This window comes from Rhizobium sp. KDH_Rht_773_N, from assembly GCF_052946295.1.
The window spans coordinates 3,363,679-3,379,851 of record NZ_CM129525.1 but is presented as its reverse complement, the minus strand read 5'-3'; the positions used below and the strand labels follow the sequence as shown (position 1 = coordinate 3,379,851).

Here is a 16,173-nt window from a genome sequence, read left to right as displayed (position 1 = left end):
GTCTTGAACACTCCGACCCAAAGAATTTCCGGACGGCGCGCCACGCGGTCACGGGGAATACAAGATCAAGAAATGATCAGGATCCGCGGCAATTCTTATCGTTTCACATGACGCCTTCGATTTAGCTTGGGAACAACCATCGGCGCCGCTTAGCGGAAATTCTTAGACCATCGCAATGAGGAGATAATAGGGAAATGATGTGGCAGCCCGATTTTCCCGGCTGAACACCGAAAACCCGCCGCCCGCCCGGCCGTCGGAAATCAGGAATATCGCGGCAGCGCCGACAGCAGGCGATGCAGCGTGTCGATCGTCGAGAAATCGGCGATACCATCCACCCGTTCCGGGCGGAAATGCCGCTGGAACGCTTCCACGTCTCCGGCCGTCTTGTCGGTGAATTCACCCGAAATTTCAGTTCCGTAGCCATAAAGCGACAGCATGGACTGCAGCGCTTCGATCGGCTGCCCGCGGTCGCCCCGCTGGAAGAAGCGCCCGCCGGTAATGGCGGCCGGCTCCACCCAATGGCCGACGCCGGCCCGATACAGCTCCCGCCAGGGGAATTTTTCGCCCGGATCGACCTTGCGCACCGGGGCGACATCGGAGTGGCCGAGCACCCTTTCCGGCGCGATTGACCAGCGTTCGCCGCAATCGCGACATAATTCGATCACCGCCGCGATCTGCTCTTTCGGGTAGTCCGGGAGCCCGCCCGGATGGCCGGCATTGGCGATTTCGATGCCGATCGACATCGAGTTGATGTCGGTCTCGCCCTGCCAGAAGCTCTTTCCCGCATGCCATGCACGCCGGCTTTCCGGCACCAGCTGCACGACCTCGCCGTCCATATGCACGAAATAATGGCTGGAGACCTGGCTTTCGTCGCGACAGAGCCAGTCGAGCGCCCCTTCCGGGCTCGGCATGCCGGTATAGTGCAGCAGGATCATATCCGGCTTGCGGCCATCGGCACGTTCGCCGTGGTTCGGCGAAGGCTGGACGCGGGCTTTCCTGTAATCGGCCTCGAATGAGGTCATGCGGCGCGGCGTTCCTTTTCGATCGCCGCATAGGCGTCGTTCAGCGCCGCCATGCGTTCATTGGCGATCGCATGGAATTCTTCCGGCACGCCGCGCGAAATCAGCCGGTCCGGATGATGTTCGCTGACGAGAACGTGGTAGTGGCGGCGGATCGTCGGGAAATCGTCTGCCGGCGAAACCCCGAGAACCTTGTAGGGGTCGCGCCCGTCCGAGACGTGGCGCGCCGCGATCTGCTCGAAGCGGGCATCGCTCATCTGGAAGATTTCGGCGATATGGCGCAGGAAATTCATTTCGTTCTCGTGGATCAGCCCATCCGCCTTGGCGATATGGAACAGGCCATCGAGCACGTCCTCCAGAACCGGGCAATTGGCAGCGCAGGTCGAGCAGAGCGTGGACAGCTTCGCCGCATAGGCCTCGTAACCGGCAACGTCCTGGCGGGCGAGATTGTAGAGGCGCGCGACATTCTTCGCCTCGCTCGGAGGAAACTCGAAAATGTCGCGGAAGGCCTGCACTTCCTTCTCGCTGACGATACCGTCGGCTTTCGCCATCTTGGCCGAGAGCGCGATGACGGCAACCGAGAAAGCGACCTTGCGGCGCGTCTCCGGGTCGCCCTCGAAAACCGTGCGAATAGCCTCGACGACCGCAGAGAGCGCATTGCCCGCGGTATTGCCAATGGCATTCACCAGTTTTTCCCAGAAAGACATCGTCATCTTCTCGCAATGCAGCAAGTTTTGGAAGAAACACCTTGACCAAATAATCGTTGCCATTGCAAGGCGGCTATTGGTCGTAGGCCCGAAAACAGTTTTCACAATTCGGTAATTGTCGCCGGTGCCGCGACCGTCCGCTGTGTCCCCGTTTTCTGCATTATCGGCACAACGGCCGGCGATTCCACAACACTTATGGATAGGTGGACGGGCATTGAACCGATTATATCGCCGCTTCCGGCGCCGCCCCTGCAGAAAGGCGCGTTTTTCGTAAATTCTTTACTTTACAGGCCAGTTTCTCTGCCGCATCCATGCGTTACCTGAAGCAGGTCGCGCAGAACCGGCAGCGGTTTTGCAGGAACGCGTATGGAAAAGGACGGCTTGGAGCGCGCCAGTGCGGATCGGACAGATCGCGACCGCTTCAAGCGGCAGGCAGTCGCGCATCAGGCGCCAAAGGAGGGATTATGGCCAAACAGAAAGTCGCAATGCTGACCGCCGGAGGCCTCGCACCCTGCCTCTCATCCGCCGTCGGCGGCCTCATCGAACGCTATAGCGACGTCGCACCCGACATCGACCTCATCGCCTACAAGTCCGGCTATCAGGGCGTGCTGCTCGGCGACAGCGTCACCATCAACAGCCAGATGCGCGAAAAGGCGCCGCTGCTTCACCGTTATGGCGGCTCGCCGATCGGCAACAGCCGCGTCAAGCTCACCAATGCCGCCGACTGCGTGAAGCGCGGCCTCGTCAAGGAAGGCGAAAATCCGCTGCGGGTCGCGGCAGAACGCCTCGCCAATGACGGCGTCACCGTCCTGCACACGATCGGCGGCGACGACACGAATACGACCGCCGCGGATCTGGCGGCCTATCTCGCGGCAAACGGTTATGACCTCACCGTCGTCGGCCTGCCGAAAACCGTCGACAACGACGTCGTGCCCATCCGCCAGTCGCTCGGCGCCTGGACGGCTGCCGAAGTCGGCGCCCACTTCTTCGACAATGTCAGCAACGAACAGACCGCCGCCCCGCGCACGCTCGTCATTCACGAGGTCATGGGCCGCCACTGCGGCTGGCTGACGGCAGCCACGGCCCGCGCCTATCTCCAGCGCACCAAGGGCAACGAATATGTCGACGGCCTGATGATGAATGCGCGCATGAAGGGCATCGACGCCGTCTACCTGCCGGAAATGGCCTTCGACCTCGATGCCGAGGCCGCGCGCCTGAAGGAGATCATGGACCGCACCGGCCATGCCACGATCTTCGTATCGGAAGGCGCCTGCCTCGACGCCATCGTCGCCGAACGCGAAGCCGCCGGCGAGACGGTCAAGCGTGACGCCTTCGGCCATGTGAAGATCGATACGATCAATGTCGGCGCCTGGTTCCAGAAACAGTTTGCAAGCCTGCTCGACGCCGAGCGCTCGCTGGTCCAGAAATCCGGTTATTTCGCCCGCTCCGCGCCGGCAAACAGCGAAGATCTGCGCCTGATCCAGAGCATGGTCGACCTCGCCGTCGAAAGCGCTCTCAACAGGGTTTCGGGTGTAACCGGCCATGACGAAGGGCAGAACGGCAAGTTGCGCACAATAGAATTTCCCCGCATCAAGGGCGGCAAGCCGTTTGATCTTTCGACCGCATGGTTTGGCGAAGTAATGAACCAGGTCGGGCAAAAATACAGGGCGGCATGATTGACGGATGGCTAATATGGTGTCTTTGCTTGTTCTCCAGGAATAGGAGGAGATTCCATGTCGCTTGAAGCCTGGTTCGCCTTTGCGGCCGCATCCGCCATCATGCTCGCCATACCGGGACCGACCATTCTGCTGGTCGTTTCCTATGCGCTTGGTCATGGCCGAAAAACGGCGCTGGCGACCGTTTCGGGCGTGGCGCTTGGCGATTTCACCGCCATGACGGCGTCGCTTTTCGGACTGGGCGCCCTGCTTGCCGCATCCGCGACGCTGTTCACCGTGTTGAAATGGATCGGCGGCGCCTATCTGATCTGGCTGGGAATCAAGCTCTGGCGGGCGCCGATCGTCGGCGAACACATTGCCGACAACGACAACCTGCCGGAAGAAAAGTCGTTGCGGATCTTCCTGCACGCCTATGTGGTGACGGCGCTGAACCCGAAGAGCATCGTCTTCTTCGTGGCTTTCGTGCCGCAGTTCCTCAACCCGGCCCTCCCCTTCTTCAATCAGATGCTGGTCATGGAAGCGACATTCCTCGTGCTCGCCACCATCAACGCCTCCTGCTACGCGCTCGCCGCCCATGCGGCCCGCGGCCTGATTCGCAAAGCCAACGTGCAGCGCGCCGTCAACCGTACCGGCGGCACTCTGCTCATCGCAGCCGGCGCCGTAACGGCCGGGTATCGCCGTATTGCAGCTTAGGGCCTTTCCCGGTCAGATTGCAGCATTCTGCCGGGAAAGGCTCTAATAATATTCGGTGGTTGCCGGAAAGCCACGAATAGGTTAATGCCTGTCCCTGGGCTTAAGGTATTTGATAACTTTTAAGACGCTGCCGGGGCGGCGCGGTTCACGAAAGTGAGAGAATGGTAGCGATCGGATTTTCCGGCCTGAAACGCAGCCTCGTGGTCTCCACCATGCTCTGCGGCGTCATTTCCGGATGCGCGAGCGTCGAATACACCTCTCAGGCCGAGCTGACCGCCGAACAGACCGTCATTCCGATGCCGAAACCGGGCGAGGATGCGACGCTTGCCGCCATCCCGACCGCCGAAGGCGCAAACGGCCCGGCCGTCGCCACCCTCGATCCGCAGGCAATGGCCGGCGCGCCCGTACTTGCCGCAGCCGCCATGCCGAATGTCGTCTCCCCCGTCCAGCAGCAGGCCGGCGATTTCGCCGTGCAGGGCGCTGTCCAGCAGGTTGCCGCCAACGGCTACGCGCCCATTCCGCTCACACCGGAAATGACGGCGATCCAGTCCGTCATCCCGACGCCGCGCCCGGCTTCTCCCGCCAGCCCGTCGACGCAGCTTGCCTTCGCGGCCACGACGCCGCAGAACGGCGCGCTCGCGGCCCTCGCCGCCGTCGATACCACGCCGCGCTTCACCATGGACTACGGCTTCGACGAATCCGGCCCGATCGACCCGCCGGCCGCTCCGCCGATGTTCAGCGATGACGACAGCGACGATGCGCCGACCGTCGAAAAGAGCATCATCAGCAAGCTCATCACCAAATATTCCAAACTCTACGAGATTCCGGAATCGCTGCTCCACCGCGTCGTTCACCGCGAGAGCCGCTACAATTCCAAGGCCTACAACAAGCGCGGCTACTTCGGTCTCATGCAGATCAAGTACAATACCGCAAAATCGATGGGTTACGACGGCAACCCTGCCGGCCTCTTCGACGCCGAAACCAATATCAAATATGCGGGCAAGTACCTGCAGGGCGCCTGGCAGGTGGCCGACAAGAAGGAAGACGACGCCGTTCGTCTTTATGCGCGCGGCTATTATTACGACGCCAAGCGCAAGGGCATGACCGACATCGCCCAGGGCAATTACTGATTCAATATCGTCGGTGACAGGCTTCAGCCGGCTTTGGCCGATTGAAGCGCGTTGAGAATTTCCTTCAGCACGATCTGCGGCCTGTAGCGCAGCCAGCTCGGCGTCAGTCCCATGCGCACGAAGACGAGATTGGCCGACGGAACGATCGCCACCGTCTGGCCGTCATGCCCCTGCAGCCAGAACGTATCCTGCGGCAGGCCGAATTCGGCGCTCGTCCCGCCGCCCGGCCCCGCAAGCCAGGCCTGGCCCTGGGTATATTTGCCGTTAGAACTCGCCGTCGGCGTGCGCATCATCGCAACGAAGCCCTCCGGCAGAAGCCTCTGGCCGTTCCACACGCCGTCCTGCAGCAGGAACTGGCCGAAACGCGCCCAGTCATGTCCCGTGGCATAGAGATAGGAACTGCCGGCGAAGGTGCCGCGTTCGTCGGCCTCGAAAACGGCGCTCGTCATGCCGAGCGGAGAAAACAGCGCGTCGCGCGGATAGTCGAAGGCGGCTTGCGGATCGCCGACCTTGTTCATCCAGATACGCGACAGAAGCACGGCCGTGCCGCTGGAATAGTGGAAATCCGTGCCGGGAGCCGCCAGCAGAGGCGAACCGGCCGGCAGGGAAACCATGTCGGGATCGAGATAGAGCATGCGCGTCACATCGGCGACGGCGCCATAATCCTCGTTGAAGGCAAGCCCGCTTTCCATGCCCAGCAGATCGGAGAGCTTGATATCGCCGCGCGTATCCTTGGCCCATTGCGGCAAAAGATGCGTATCGTCGAAGGAGATCTTGCCCGACAGCATCAGCCGGCCGATCAGCGCGGCATTCACCGTCTTCGTCATCGACCAGCCGATCAGCGGCGTGCCGGCGGAAAAGCCCGGCCCGTAGCGCTCGGCAATGATGCGGCCATCCTGCACGACAACCATCGCCCGCATGGCAGGCCCGGCAAGTTCGGGATCGGAAAGAAGGGCAGCGACCCCGGCATTGCCGTCCGCGGCGTCCACGCGCTCGCCCTCCGGCCAGACCGCATCGTTTTCGCCCGTCTGCGGTGCCGGCACCAGCGGCGCGGCGCGGGCGGCGGCATCGAAGTCGCCGTCCGGCACGCTCGTGCAGCCGAGCGCGCCGCGATAGAGCGCATAGCTCGGCGCAAACATGCCCATGAACCGCGATGTCACCCGCCCGCTGTCCCGGTCGACCTCGACGCGCATCAGCCTGAGCAGCGAGTTTCCCGGCGCCTGCACGTCGTCATAGAGCACGGCGTCGGGATCGCGGCCGGCAATGAAGACATTGGAGCAGACGATCTTGGCGGCATAACCGTTGCCCACCTTCAAAAGCTCCGGCGGGCTGACGGCAAGCCACGCGCCCCCGCCGATGACGATGAGAACGACAAGCAGGGCAAGGCCCCTGACGATCCGCAGAACAACTCGCATGCAATCCTCCACGAGTGCGGAGAGAAGCAGGAAACCCGGCCCGCGAAAAGAGCGAAGCGAAAAGAAGTGCTTCAATCGACTTCAAATTTCGCGGAACTCCGCGCTGATATCGATGCAGGCCCTGGCCCACAGGGCTCGTCATCAAACTGTAGCAGAGCCGGGTTACACGCCCTGAACGCTAAAAAGGTGACAGACTCATGTCGGAATTTGCACCGGATACCGGCTTCCGCAAGAACCGGAAACTCAAGGCAGCGCTTCTCCGCCACAAGGCTTTTTCCAAGGACGGCTTCTCCGAGCGTCTCTTCGGCCTTCTCTTTTCCGGCCTTGTCTACCCGCAGATCTGGGAGGACCCCGATCTCGACATGCAGGCGATGGAGCTGAAGCCCAATCACCGCATCGTCACGATCGGTTCCGGCGGCTGCAACATGCTCGCCTACCTCTCCAAGGCGCCGGCTTCGATCGACGTGGTCGATCTCAATCCGCACCATATCGCGCTGAACAGGCTGAAGCTTGCCGCCTTCAGGAACCTGCCGAGCCATGCCGATCTCGTGCGCTTCCTGGCCATGCCGAACGAGAAGTCGAACAGCCGGATTTTCGACCGCTATCTGTCGCCCAATCTCGACAATACGACCCGCGCCTACTGGAACACCCGCAAGTTCGGCCGCCGTCGCGTCACCGTCTTCGACCGCAACATCTATGAAACCGGCCTGCTCGGCCGCTTCATCGGCGCCGCCCATCTGCTGGCCCGCCTGCATGGCGTGAAGCTGCAGGAAATGACCAAGGCCCGCTCCATCCGCGAGCAGCGCCAGTTCTTCGACGATCAGATCGCTCCCCTCTTCGAAAAGCCGGTCGTGCGCTGGATCACCAACCGCAAGAGCTCGCTTTTCGGCCTCGGCATCCCGCCGCAGCAATATGACGAGCTGGCCAGCCTTGCCGCCGACAATTCCATCGCGCCGGTTCTCAAGCATCGCCTGGAAAAGCTCGCCTGCCATTTCCCGATGCGCGACAACTATTTCGCCTGGCAGGCTTTCGCGCGCCGTTATGCCGATGGCGACGAAGGCCCGCTGCCGACCTACCTGAAGCCGGAGCACTATGACGTGATCCGCGCCAATGTCGATCGCGTCAACGTCCACCATGCAAGCTTCACCGAGCTGCTGGCCGGCGAGCCCGCCGCATCGCGCGACCGTTATATCCTGCTCGACGCGCAGGACTGGATGACCGACCAGCAGCTCAACGATGTCTGGCGCGAGATCACCCGCACCGCCCGCGAAGGCGCGCGCGTGATCTTCCGCACGGCCGCCGAAAAGAGCATCATCGAAGGCCGCCTCGCCCCTGAAATCCGCGAGCAGTGGCATTATTTCGAAGAACAGTCGCGTGAGATGACCACCCAGGACCGCTCGGCAATCTACGGCGGCTTCCATATCTACGGGAAGAAGGCGTGAGCGAAGCGAGCGAAATGACCGTCAAGAGCGAGGAACATGCCGACCTGATGGACGGCATGTACCGCTACCAGCGCCATTTCTACGATCTCACCCGCAAATATTACCTTCTCGGCCGCGACCGCACGATCCGCAATCTCGACGTTCCCGAAGGCGGCACGCTGCTCGAAGTCGGCTGCGGCACCGGCCGCAACATGGCGCTCGCCCACAGGCATTTCCCGACGGCGAGGCTCTACGGTCTCGACATTTCCCAGGAAATGCTGATCTCGGCGCGCAAGACCTTCGCCACCAAGGCGACCATCCCGGATTTCCGTGTGGCGGATGCGACCGCCTATACGCCGCGCGAATTCGGTGCCAGCGGTTTCGACCGCATCCTGATATCCTACGCGCTCTCGATGATCCCGGATTGGGAACGCGCGGTGGACGCCTCGATCGCGGCGCTCAATCCCGGCGGGCAGCTCCACATCGTCGATTTCGGCCAGCAGGAAGGCCTGCCGGCCTGGTTCCGCAAGCTTCTGCAGGCCTGGCTCGCCAAGTTCCATGTCACACCGCGCGCCAACCTGCGCCAGGTTCTGGAAGCGCAAGCGGCCGAAAACGGCGCACGCCTGTCGTTCGAGACGATCGGCGGCGGTTACGCCTGGCGTGCGGCGATTATCAGCAAGCGCTCATAATTCGCTTGTAAATAACCAATTTTTTACGTTGATATTGGAAAAGAGGGTTATTCCCTCTGCTGGGCGCGTGTTTTCGAAGGTCAGGCTGTGGGGCAGATCCATCATCACGACGGAATATTCATGCGTCGGCTTCTGTTTTGCGTCCTGCCGCTTGCCCTGCTGCTCGCCGGTTGCAGCTCCACGGGTTACGACTATCTCGAAACCGCTTCCATAAAGCCGAAGACGCGCTTCAAGGATACCGATCCCCAGGATTTCGGCGCCAAGCGCCCGCAGCAGAACCCCATCCACGGCATCGACATCTCCAAATGGCAGGGCGATATCGACTGGCAGACGGTGCGCAAATCCGGCGTCGCCTTCGCCTTCATCAAGGCGACCGAAGGCAAGGACAGGCTCGACCCGCGTTTTGACGAGTATTGGCGCGAGGCCGCTTCCGCCGGCATTCCGCACGCGCCCTATCACTTCTACTATTTCTGCTCTTCCGCCGACGACCAGGCCGACTGGTTCATCCGCAACGTGCCGAAGCAATCCATGCGCCTGCCGCCGGTGCTCGATGTGGAATGGAACGCGGAATCGAAGACCTGCCGCTTCCGCCCGGATCCGGCAACCGTCCGCTCGGAAATGCAGCGCTTCATGGATCGCCTGGAGGCCTATTACGGCAAGCGGCCGATCATCTATACTTCGGTGGATTTCCACCGCGACAATCTCGCCGGATACTTCCAGGACTATCACTTCTGGGTGCGCTCGACCGCCAAACACCCCGAAGTGACCTATGCCGATCGCCGCTGGGCCTTCTGGCAATATACGTCGACAGGCGTCATCCCCGGCATCAAGGGGCCGACCGACATCAATGTCTTTGCCGGTTCCGCGAAAAACTGGAACAACTGGGTGGCGGACGTTTCCAAGGATAGAAATTCTTAGTAACGTGCACCGTCTTTCTTGCTTCCGTCACATTCCTCTGGGAAAGCGACGGGATTCTATGTGATTTCACGAGGATCGTTTCATGCACCGCTCGCTTAAAGGCCGCTCTGCACTTGCCCTTCTGTTTGCCTGCGCGCTAGCGACAGGCGCTGCCGCCCAGCAGGCGCCGGATACGGCAGCTCCAGCCCCGGCTGCCCCCTGCGGCGGCGATCTCTCCGCCTTCCTCGACGGCGTCAAGAAGGACGCGATCGCAGCCGGCGCCAGCGCCGAGGCGGCCGACAAGGCACTCGCCGGCGCCGAGATCGACCCCAAGGTTCTGAGCCGCGACCGCGCCCAGGGCGTCTTCCGCCAGACCTTCCTGGAATTCTCGCAGCGCACCGTCAGCCAGGCCCGCCTCGACATTGGCCGCCAGAAGATGAAGCAATATGCCGATGTCTTCGCCCGCGCCGAGCAGGAATTCGGCGTTCCCGCCGGCGTCATCACCGCCTTCTGGGCGATGGAGACGGATTTCGGCGCCGTTCAGGGCGATTTCAACACGCGCAACGCGCTGGTGACGCTCTCGCATGACTGCCGCCGCCCGGAACTCTTCCGCCCGCAGCTGATCGCCCTCATCGAGATGGTCCAGCACGGCGACCTCGACCCGCAGACCAATACCGGCGCCTGGGCCGGCGAAATCGGCCAGGTGCAGATGCTGCCGCGCGATATCGTCGCCTATGGCATGGACGGCGATGGCGACGGCCATGTGCGCCTCAAGCAGAGCGGCCCGGATGCGATCCTGACGGCGGCCAAGTTCATCCAGCACCTGGGCTTCGAGCGCGGCCAGCCCTGGCTGCAGGAAGTCACCGTGCCGGATGACCTGCCCTGGGAAAAATCCGGCCTCGGCGGCACGATGACGGCAGGCGAATGGTTCAGCCTCGGCGTCAAGCCGCGCGACGGCAATACGGCCTTCGCCAATCTCGAAGGCGATCTCGTTCTGCCGCAGGGCCGCCTCGGGCCGGCTTTCATCGCCTATCCGAACTTCAAGATCTATCTGGAATGGAACAAGTCGTTCATCTACACGACCTCCGCCGCCTATTTCGCGACCCGCCTTTCCGGCGCCCCGACCTACCAGAAGGGCACGCCTGAGCAGGGCCTTTCCAACGACCAGATGAAACAGCTGCAGACGAAGCTCGACTCGCTCGGCCACGATGTCGGCGAAATCGACGGCATCCTCGGCTCCGGCACCCGTGTCGCGATCCAGAAGGAGCAGCTGCGCCTCGGCATGCCGGCCGACGGCTGGGCGACCCCTGCCCTCCTCGGCGCGCTCTGAGCGCTGAAGATCCCTGTCGCCACGCGAGCGCATGAATCGGGTGGCGGCCTGCCGCCGATCGGCTAAACCTGCCTGAAACGGGAGGAATCGGCGTGGAACAGAAAATGGGTGCTCTGACCTGGGGGCTACTTGTCCTTCTCGGCCTGATCTGGGGCGGCTCCTTCTTCTTCGCGCGCATCGCGGTTGGAGAAGTGCCGCCGCTGACCCTCGTCTTCCTGCGCCTCTCGATCGCCGCCCTTGCGCTGCATGTCTATATCGGCGGACGTTTCGGCATCTATCCGCTGCTGAAGAGCCGCTGGCGCGAATTCCTCGTTCTCGGCATCCTCAACAATGCCCTGCCCCATGCCCTGATCTTCTTCGGCCAGACGCGGATCGGCGCCGGCCTCGCCGCCATTCTCAACGCCACGACGCCGATCTGGACGGTGCTGATCGCCAATTACCTGACATCGGACGAGAAGCTCTCCACCGCCAAGATCGTCGGCTGCCTTACCGGCCTGCTCGGCACGGTCATCCTCATCGGCCCCGGCGTCACCGCTGGCGGCGGCGTGCCCCTCTGGGCGCTCCTGCTGCCGGTTATCGCAGCCGTTTCCTACGGATTTGCCGCCACCTACGGCAAACGTTTCCGAAGCGTCGCACCGCCCGTCATCGCCGCCGGCCAGCTGACGGCCTCCTCGCTCGTCGCCCTGCCGCTGTCGCTCGTCATGGATCACCCCTGGACGCTTGCCATTCCGTCGGTCAATGCCGTAGCGGCCATTCTGGCAATTGCGCTTCTGTCCACCGCCTTCGGATATATTCTCTACTTCCGTATCATGGCCGCGGCTGGCGCCACCAACGCGTCGCTGGTGACGCTGCTCGTGCCGCCGGGCGCGATCCTTCTCGGCTTCCTGTTTCTGGGCGAGCGGCTGGAAATGACTGACATCGCCGGCATGGCGCTGATCGGCGCCGGGCTTGTCATACTCGATGGCCGCCTCCATCGCCGCTCGCGCGCCATCGCCTGAAAGGATTATGCTGCGGCGCGCCATTCTTCCGCCAAAAGCATGAATCGCCGCTAGCGCTTTGTAACGAAGCGTTAAAATTTGCGAGTTTTGTTTTCCTATTATGTTTCAGTATCTTGGCTGATCGTTATTAGACTTATCCACCGCCCCCTTCGGCAGTGCAGCACAAGAAGCGCTTCCCAACCAACACATTTCCGACATATTATTAGCCGGTTAACGCGAGGAGGCAGACATGGGACTTACACAATCCTTGAATGTCTTGTTGGTCAGTGCAGCGTTCGCATTCGTCGTATCCATGCTCTTCATCTGAGCTGGTGCGAGGCGTAAAGACTGAAATACCGAACTCCTGAAACAATCAGCCCCAGATATTGAAAAGCGCATGCCCCGCCCGGCATGCGCTTTTCCTCTGTCTGCGGCATCCGGATCTCAGGCTGCAGCGCCCGCGGCTCTTGCCGGCCGGCGCGAAAGGCCGAGATTGTCGAGAACGGCGGAAACCAGCGGAGCGCGGTTCATCGTGTAGAGATGGAACTCGTGCAGGCCGCGGCGGATGAGATCCTCGATCTGTTCGGCTGCGACATCGGCAGCCACCTTGGCGCGCTCGTCCGGCCTGTCGTCATATCCGGCGAAACGCTCGTCGAGAAAGGCCGGGATGACCGTGCCGCAGGCGCCCGCAAACCGCTTCAGCTGCGTCAGGTTCTGGATCGGCATGATGCCGGGAACGATCGGGATCTTGACGCCGGCCGCGCGCACCTTCTCGAGATAGCGCTCGAAATTGTCGTTGTCGAAGAAGAACTGCGTGAGCGCCCGGTCGGCGCCGTTATCGGCCTTGCGCTTCAGCATGTCGATATCGGCCGCCTGGTCGTGGCTTTCCGGGTGCTTTTCCGGATAGGCCGAGACGGAGATTTCGAAATCGCCGATCTGCTTGAGGCCGGCCACCAGCTCGGCCGCATTGGCATAACCGCCCGGATGCGGCTGGTAGGGCGCACCGACGCCGCCCGGCGCATCGCCGCGCAGCGCCACGAAATGCGTGACGCCCGCCTTGCGGAAACTGTCGACGACCTGATGCGTCTCCTCCTTCGTGGCGCTGACGCAGGTCAGGTGCGAGGCGGTCGCAAGCGGCGTGTCGGTCAGGAAACGCGTGACCGTGGAAAGAGTCGGCGCCTTGGTCGTGCCGCCGGCACCGTAGGTGACGGACACGAATTCCGGGTTCCAGTCCTGCAGGTCGCGCACCGTGCTCCAGAGCTGGCCCTCCATCTCCTCGGACTTCGGCGGGAAGAACTCGAAGGAGATCCTGATATCGCGGCGGGCGTCGTTTTTCTGGGTCATTCATTCTCTCCCGGCAAATGTAGGTACGGCGCCTTCGCTCTCCAGCGAAGCCACGAGGCGCCTCGGATCGCGCGCGAGCCAGATCGTAACCGTGAGGCCCTTCTCGCCCTGCTGACCCGGATGAAGATCGACGACCTGCTCCACATCGAGGCCCGCCTTGCGCACCCAGTCCGACATGGCCTGGTGCGAGAAGCCGAGCCGGACATGGGCATGTTCGTCACGAAGATATTCGAGATTGTGGGGCGCCAGATCGATGATGACGAGACGCCCGCCCGGCCGCAGCATGCGCGCAGCCTCCGTGATCGCGATCTCGGGCTGGTCGAAGAAGTGCAGCACCTGATGGATCGTCACCAGATCGAAATCCTGTCCCTCGAACGGAAGGTTCAGGATATCGGCGTGGCGCACCGAAGCGGTGGTGATGCGGGACTTGTCGAGATTGGCGCGCGCGACGCTCAGCATGTCGCGGCTGGCATCGACGCCGATGGCCCGGCGATAGCGGCCGGCAAGCAGTTCCAGCATGCGGCCGGTGCCGGTGCCGAGGTCGAGCAGCGAATCGATCGGGTTTGCACCAAGCAGCTTGATGACGGCCGCATCCACCTCTTCGTCGGCGGCGTGCAGGCGGCGAAGCTCGTCCCATTCGGCGGCGTTGCGGCTGAAATAGGCCTGCGCCCGCTCGGCCCGCTGGCGCTTGACGGCGGCCAGGCGCTCCCCGTCACGCTGCACGACCGGATCGTTTTCCGAGACGTGCTTCAGGAGATTGCGCACCAGAGCGGCAGCCTTGCCTTCATGGGCCAGCCGGAAATAGGCCCATGCACCTTCCTGATAGCGGTCGATAAGTTCCGCCTCCCCGAGCAGCTTCAGGTGCCGGGAGATGCGGGGCTGGGATTGGCCGAGAATTTCCGTAAGATCGGTCACGGTGAGATCGCCCGCCGCCAGCAGCGCCAGAAGCCGCAGGCGCGTCGGTTCGCCGGCCGCCTTCAAGACGTCCACCAGCGCATCCAGTCCAAGCCTTAAGGGTTCGCTCATATCCTACCCAATCAACATATAAAGATATCTTTATGTGATTTGGATAGCGGAGGCAAGCGGCATTTTGCCGATTTGCGAACTTGCCTGTGGCGACAGCGACGGCGGACATGAAAAAGCCCCGGACCAGCCGGGGCTCTCGCAACGCGTGAAGAACCGATCAGCGCGTCAGGCGCTTGTGGGCCTGGCTGCCCGGGTTCAGCGCATCGGGGCCGAGGCGGCGGATCTTGTCCTGCTCGTAATCTTCAAAATTGCCTTCGAACCATTCGACATGGCCCTCGCCTTCAAAGGCGAGGATGTGGGTCGCCAGACGGTCGAGGAACATGCGGTCGTGGCTGATGATGATGGCACAGCCGGCGAAGTTTTCCAGCGCGCTTTCGAGCGCACCCAGCGTTTCCGTATCGAGGTCGTTGGTCGGTTCGTCGAGCAGCAGCACGTTGCCGCCGGCCTTGAGCATCTTGGCAAGGTGAACGCGGTTGCGCTGGCCGCCCGAAAGATTGGCGACCTTCTGCTGCTGGTCGCCGCCCTTGAAGTTGAAGGCGCCGCAATAGGCGCGCGAGTTCATGTCGAACTTGCCGAGCTTGATGACTTCGGCGCCGCCGGAAATTTCCTCCCAGACGGTCTTGTTGCCGTCGAGCGCGTCGCGGCTCTGGTCGACATAGCCGAGCTGCACCGTCTCGCCGATGCGGATCGAACCGCCATCGGGCTTTTCCTGGCCGGTAATCATCTTGAACAGCGTCGTCTTGCCGGCGCCGTTCGGGCCGATAATGCCGACGATACCGCCCGGCGGCAGCTTGATCGACAGGTCGTTGATCAGCGTGCGGCCCTCGAAGCCCTTGGTGATGCCCTCCATCTCGATGACCACCTGGCCGAGACGCTCGCTGACCGGGATGATGATCTGTGCGTCGCCGGGACGCTGCTTTTCGGCGGCTTCCACCAGCTGTTCATAGGACTTGATACGGGCCTTGGACTTGGCCTGACGGGCCTTCGGGCTGGATGCGATCCATTCCTGTTCGCGGCTGATCGCCTTCTGGCGCGATGCTTCCTCGCGGTTTTCCTGCAGCATGCGCTTGGCCTTGGCCTGCAGGTAGGCCGAGTAGTTGCCTTCGTAGGGGATGCCGCGGCCGCGGTCGAGTTCCAGGATCCAGCCGGTGACGTTGTCCAGGAAGTAGCGGTCGTGGGTGATCATCATCACGGCGCCCGGATAGTCGCGCAGGTGCTTTTCGAGCCAGGCGATGGTTTCGGCGTCCAGATGGTTGGTCGGTTCGTCGAGCAGCAGCAGGTCCGGCTGCGACAGCAGCAGGCGGCAAAGCGCAACACGGCGGCGCTCGCCACCCGACAGCGTCGTGACATCGGAATCGCGCGGCGGGCAGCGCAGCGCTTCCATCGCCATTTCGACCTGGCTTTCCAGATCCCAGAGATTCTGGCTGTCGATAATGTCCTGAAGCTTCGCGCCCTCTTCCGCCGTCTCGTCGGAATAGTTCATCATCAGCTCGTTATAGCGATCGACGATCGCCGTCTTGGAGGCGACGCCTTCCATGACGTTTTCGAACACCGTCTTGTTCGGATCGAGCTGCGGCTCCTGCTCCAGGTAGCCGACCGTCGCCCCTTCGGCGAGCCAGGCCTCGCCGGTATATTCCTTGTCCCGGCCGGCAATGATGCGCAGCACGGTCGACTTACCGGCGCCGTTCGGACCGAGAATACCGATCTTGGCATCGGGATAGAAGGAAAGATGGATGTTCTCGAGGATCTTCTTGTTGCCATAGGCCTTGTTGAGGCCGGACATATGATAGATGAACTGGCGTGCCATGCTGGGATGCTCCGGACGGAAACTTGAAATCGTGGCCGCTAT

General features: G+C 62.3%; 14 protein-coding genes. 8 read left to right on the top strand and 6 right to left on the bottom strand.

Annotated features, from left to right (window positions below; all coding sequences use genetic code 11):
• Positions 1–260: 260 nt before the first annotated feature.
• Together ACU8HS_RS16685 and ACU8HS_RS16680 are read right to left on the bottom strand one after the other, a co-directional pair.
• Complete coding sequence (locus tag ACU8HS_RS16685; RefSeq protein ID WP_112703170.1) at positions 261–1,022, bottom strand: N-acetylmuramoyl-L-alanine amidase; 762 nt, start codon at positions 1,020–1,022, stop codon at positions 261–263.
• Positions 1,019–1,726 carry a TerB family tellurite resistance protein gene (locus tag ACU8HS_RS16680; protein WP_112564739.1) on the bottom strand — a complete coding sequence of 236 codons (708 nt, stop codon included), beginning with the start codon at positions 1,724–1,726 and terminating at the stop codon, positions 1,019–1,021. Before ACU8HS_RS16680 ends, ACU8HS_RS16685 begins: the two co-directional genes overlap by 4 nt.
• A 464-nt stretch (positions 1,727–2,190) precedes the next feature.
• Between ACU8HS_RS16680 and ACU8HS_RS16675 the strand changes: the two genes are divergently transcribed.
• From ACU8HS_RS16675 to ACU8HS_RS16665, 3 genes are all read left to right on the top strand, one after another.
• Positions 2,191–3,402, top strand: coding sequence for a pyrophosphate--fructose-6-phosphate 1-phosphotransferase (locus ACU8HS_RS16675; RefSeq protein ID WP_447014717.1), 1,212 nt, complete (start codon positions 2,191–2,193; stop codon positions 3,400–3,402).
• Between the two features lie 57 nt (positions 3,403–3,459).
• On the top strand, positions 3,460–4,095 hold the full coding sequence (locus ACU8HS_RS16670) for a LysE family translocator (protein ID WP_112564735.1): 636 nt from the start codon (positions 3,460–3,462) through the stop codon (positions 4,093–4,095).
• A gap of 161 nt (positions 4,096–4,256) precedes the next feature.
• Complete coding sequence (locus ACU8HS_RS16665; protein WP_112564733.1) at positions 4,257–5,225, top strand: transglycosylase SLT domain-containing protein; 969 nt, start codon at positions 4,257–4,259, stop codon at positions 5,223–5,225.
• Between the two features lie 23 nt (positions 5,226–5,248).
• Here the strand turns inward: ACU8HS_RS16665 and ACU8HS_RS16660 are convergent, their stop codons facing one another.
• A complete protein-coding gene (locus ACU8HS_RS16660) occupies positions 5,249–6,640 on the bottom strand; it encodes a serine hydrolase domain-containing protein (RefSeq protein WP_447014716.1) in 1,392 nt (463 codons plus the stop codon).
• 197 nt (positions 6,641–6,837) lie between these two features.
• Between ACU8HS_RS16660 and ACU8HS_RS16655 the strand changes: the two genes are divergently transcribed.
• The 5 genes from ACU8HS_RS16655 (at position 6,838) to ACU8HS_RS16635 (ending at position 11,975) form a co-directional block, all read left to right on the top strand.
• On the top strand, positions 6,838–8,082 hold the full coding sequence (locus ACU8HS_RS16655; RefSeq protein WP_112703166.1) for a DUF3419 family protein: 1,245 nt from the start codon (positions 6,838–6,840) through the stop codon (positions 8,080–8,082).
• A 14-nt stretch (positions 8,083–8,096) separates the two neighbouring features.
• Complete coding sequence (locus tag ACU8HS_RS16650; RefSeq protein ID WP_447015916.1) at positions 8,097–8,750, top strand: class I SAM-dependent methyltransferase; 654 nt, start codon at positions 8,097–8,099, stop codon at positions 8,748–8,750.
• A gap of 120 nt (positions 8,751–8,870) precedes the next feature.
• Entirely contained in the window at positions 8,871–9,668 is a 798-nt protein-coding gene (locus ACU8HS_RS16645) for a glycoside hydrolase family 25 protein (RefSeq protein ID WP_112564726.1), read from the top strand.
• A gap of 82 nt (positions 9,669–9,750) precedes the next feature.
• Entirely contained in the window at positions 9,751–10,977 is a 1,227-nt protein-coding gene (locus tag ACU8HS_RS16640) for a lytic murein transglycosylase (RefSeq protein ID WP_112564724.1), read from the top strand.
• 104 nt (positions 10,978–11,081) lie between these two features.
• On the top strand, positions 11,082–11,975 hold the full coding sequence (locus tag ACU8HS_RS16635; RefSeq protein ID WP_447015915.1) for a DMT family transporter: 894 nt from the start codon (positions 11,082–11,084) through the stop codon (positions 11,973–11,975).
• A gap of 423 nt (positions 11,976–12,398) precedes the next feature.
• Here the strand turns inward: ACU8HS_RS16635 and metF are convergent, their stop codons facing one another.
• The 3 genes from metF to ettA all read right to left on the bottom strand — a co-directional run bounded on the left by metF (position 12,399) and on the right by ettA (position 16,131).
• Positions 12,399–13,298: a methylenetetrahydrofolate reductase [NAD(P)H] gene (metF, locus tag ACU8HS_RS16630; RefSeq protein ID WP_447014715.1), complete on the bottom strand. Its 900-nt coding sequence runs from the start codon at positions 13,296–13,298 to the stop codon at positions 12,399–12,401.
• Positions 13,299–14,324 carry an ArsR/SmtB family transcription factor gene (locus ACU8HS_RS16625; protein ID WP_112753304.1) on the bottom strand — a complete coding sequence of 342 codons (1,026 nt, stop codon included), beginning with the start codon at positions 14,322–14,324 and terminating at the stop codon, positions 13,299–13,301.
• A 157-nt stretch (positions 14,325–14,481) separates the two neighbouring features.
• Positions 14,482–16,131 (bottom strand): energy-dependent translational throttle protein EttA, encoded by a 1,650-nt coding sequence (ettA, locus tag ACU8HS_RS16620; protein WP_112564717.1) that lies wholly within the window; start codon positions 16,129–16,131, stop codon positions 14,482–14,484.
• Positions 16,132–16,173: the final 42 nt, after the last annotated feature.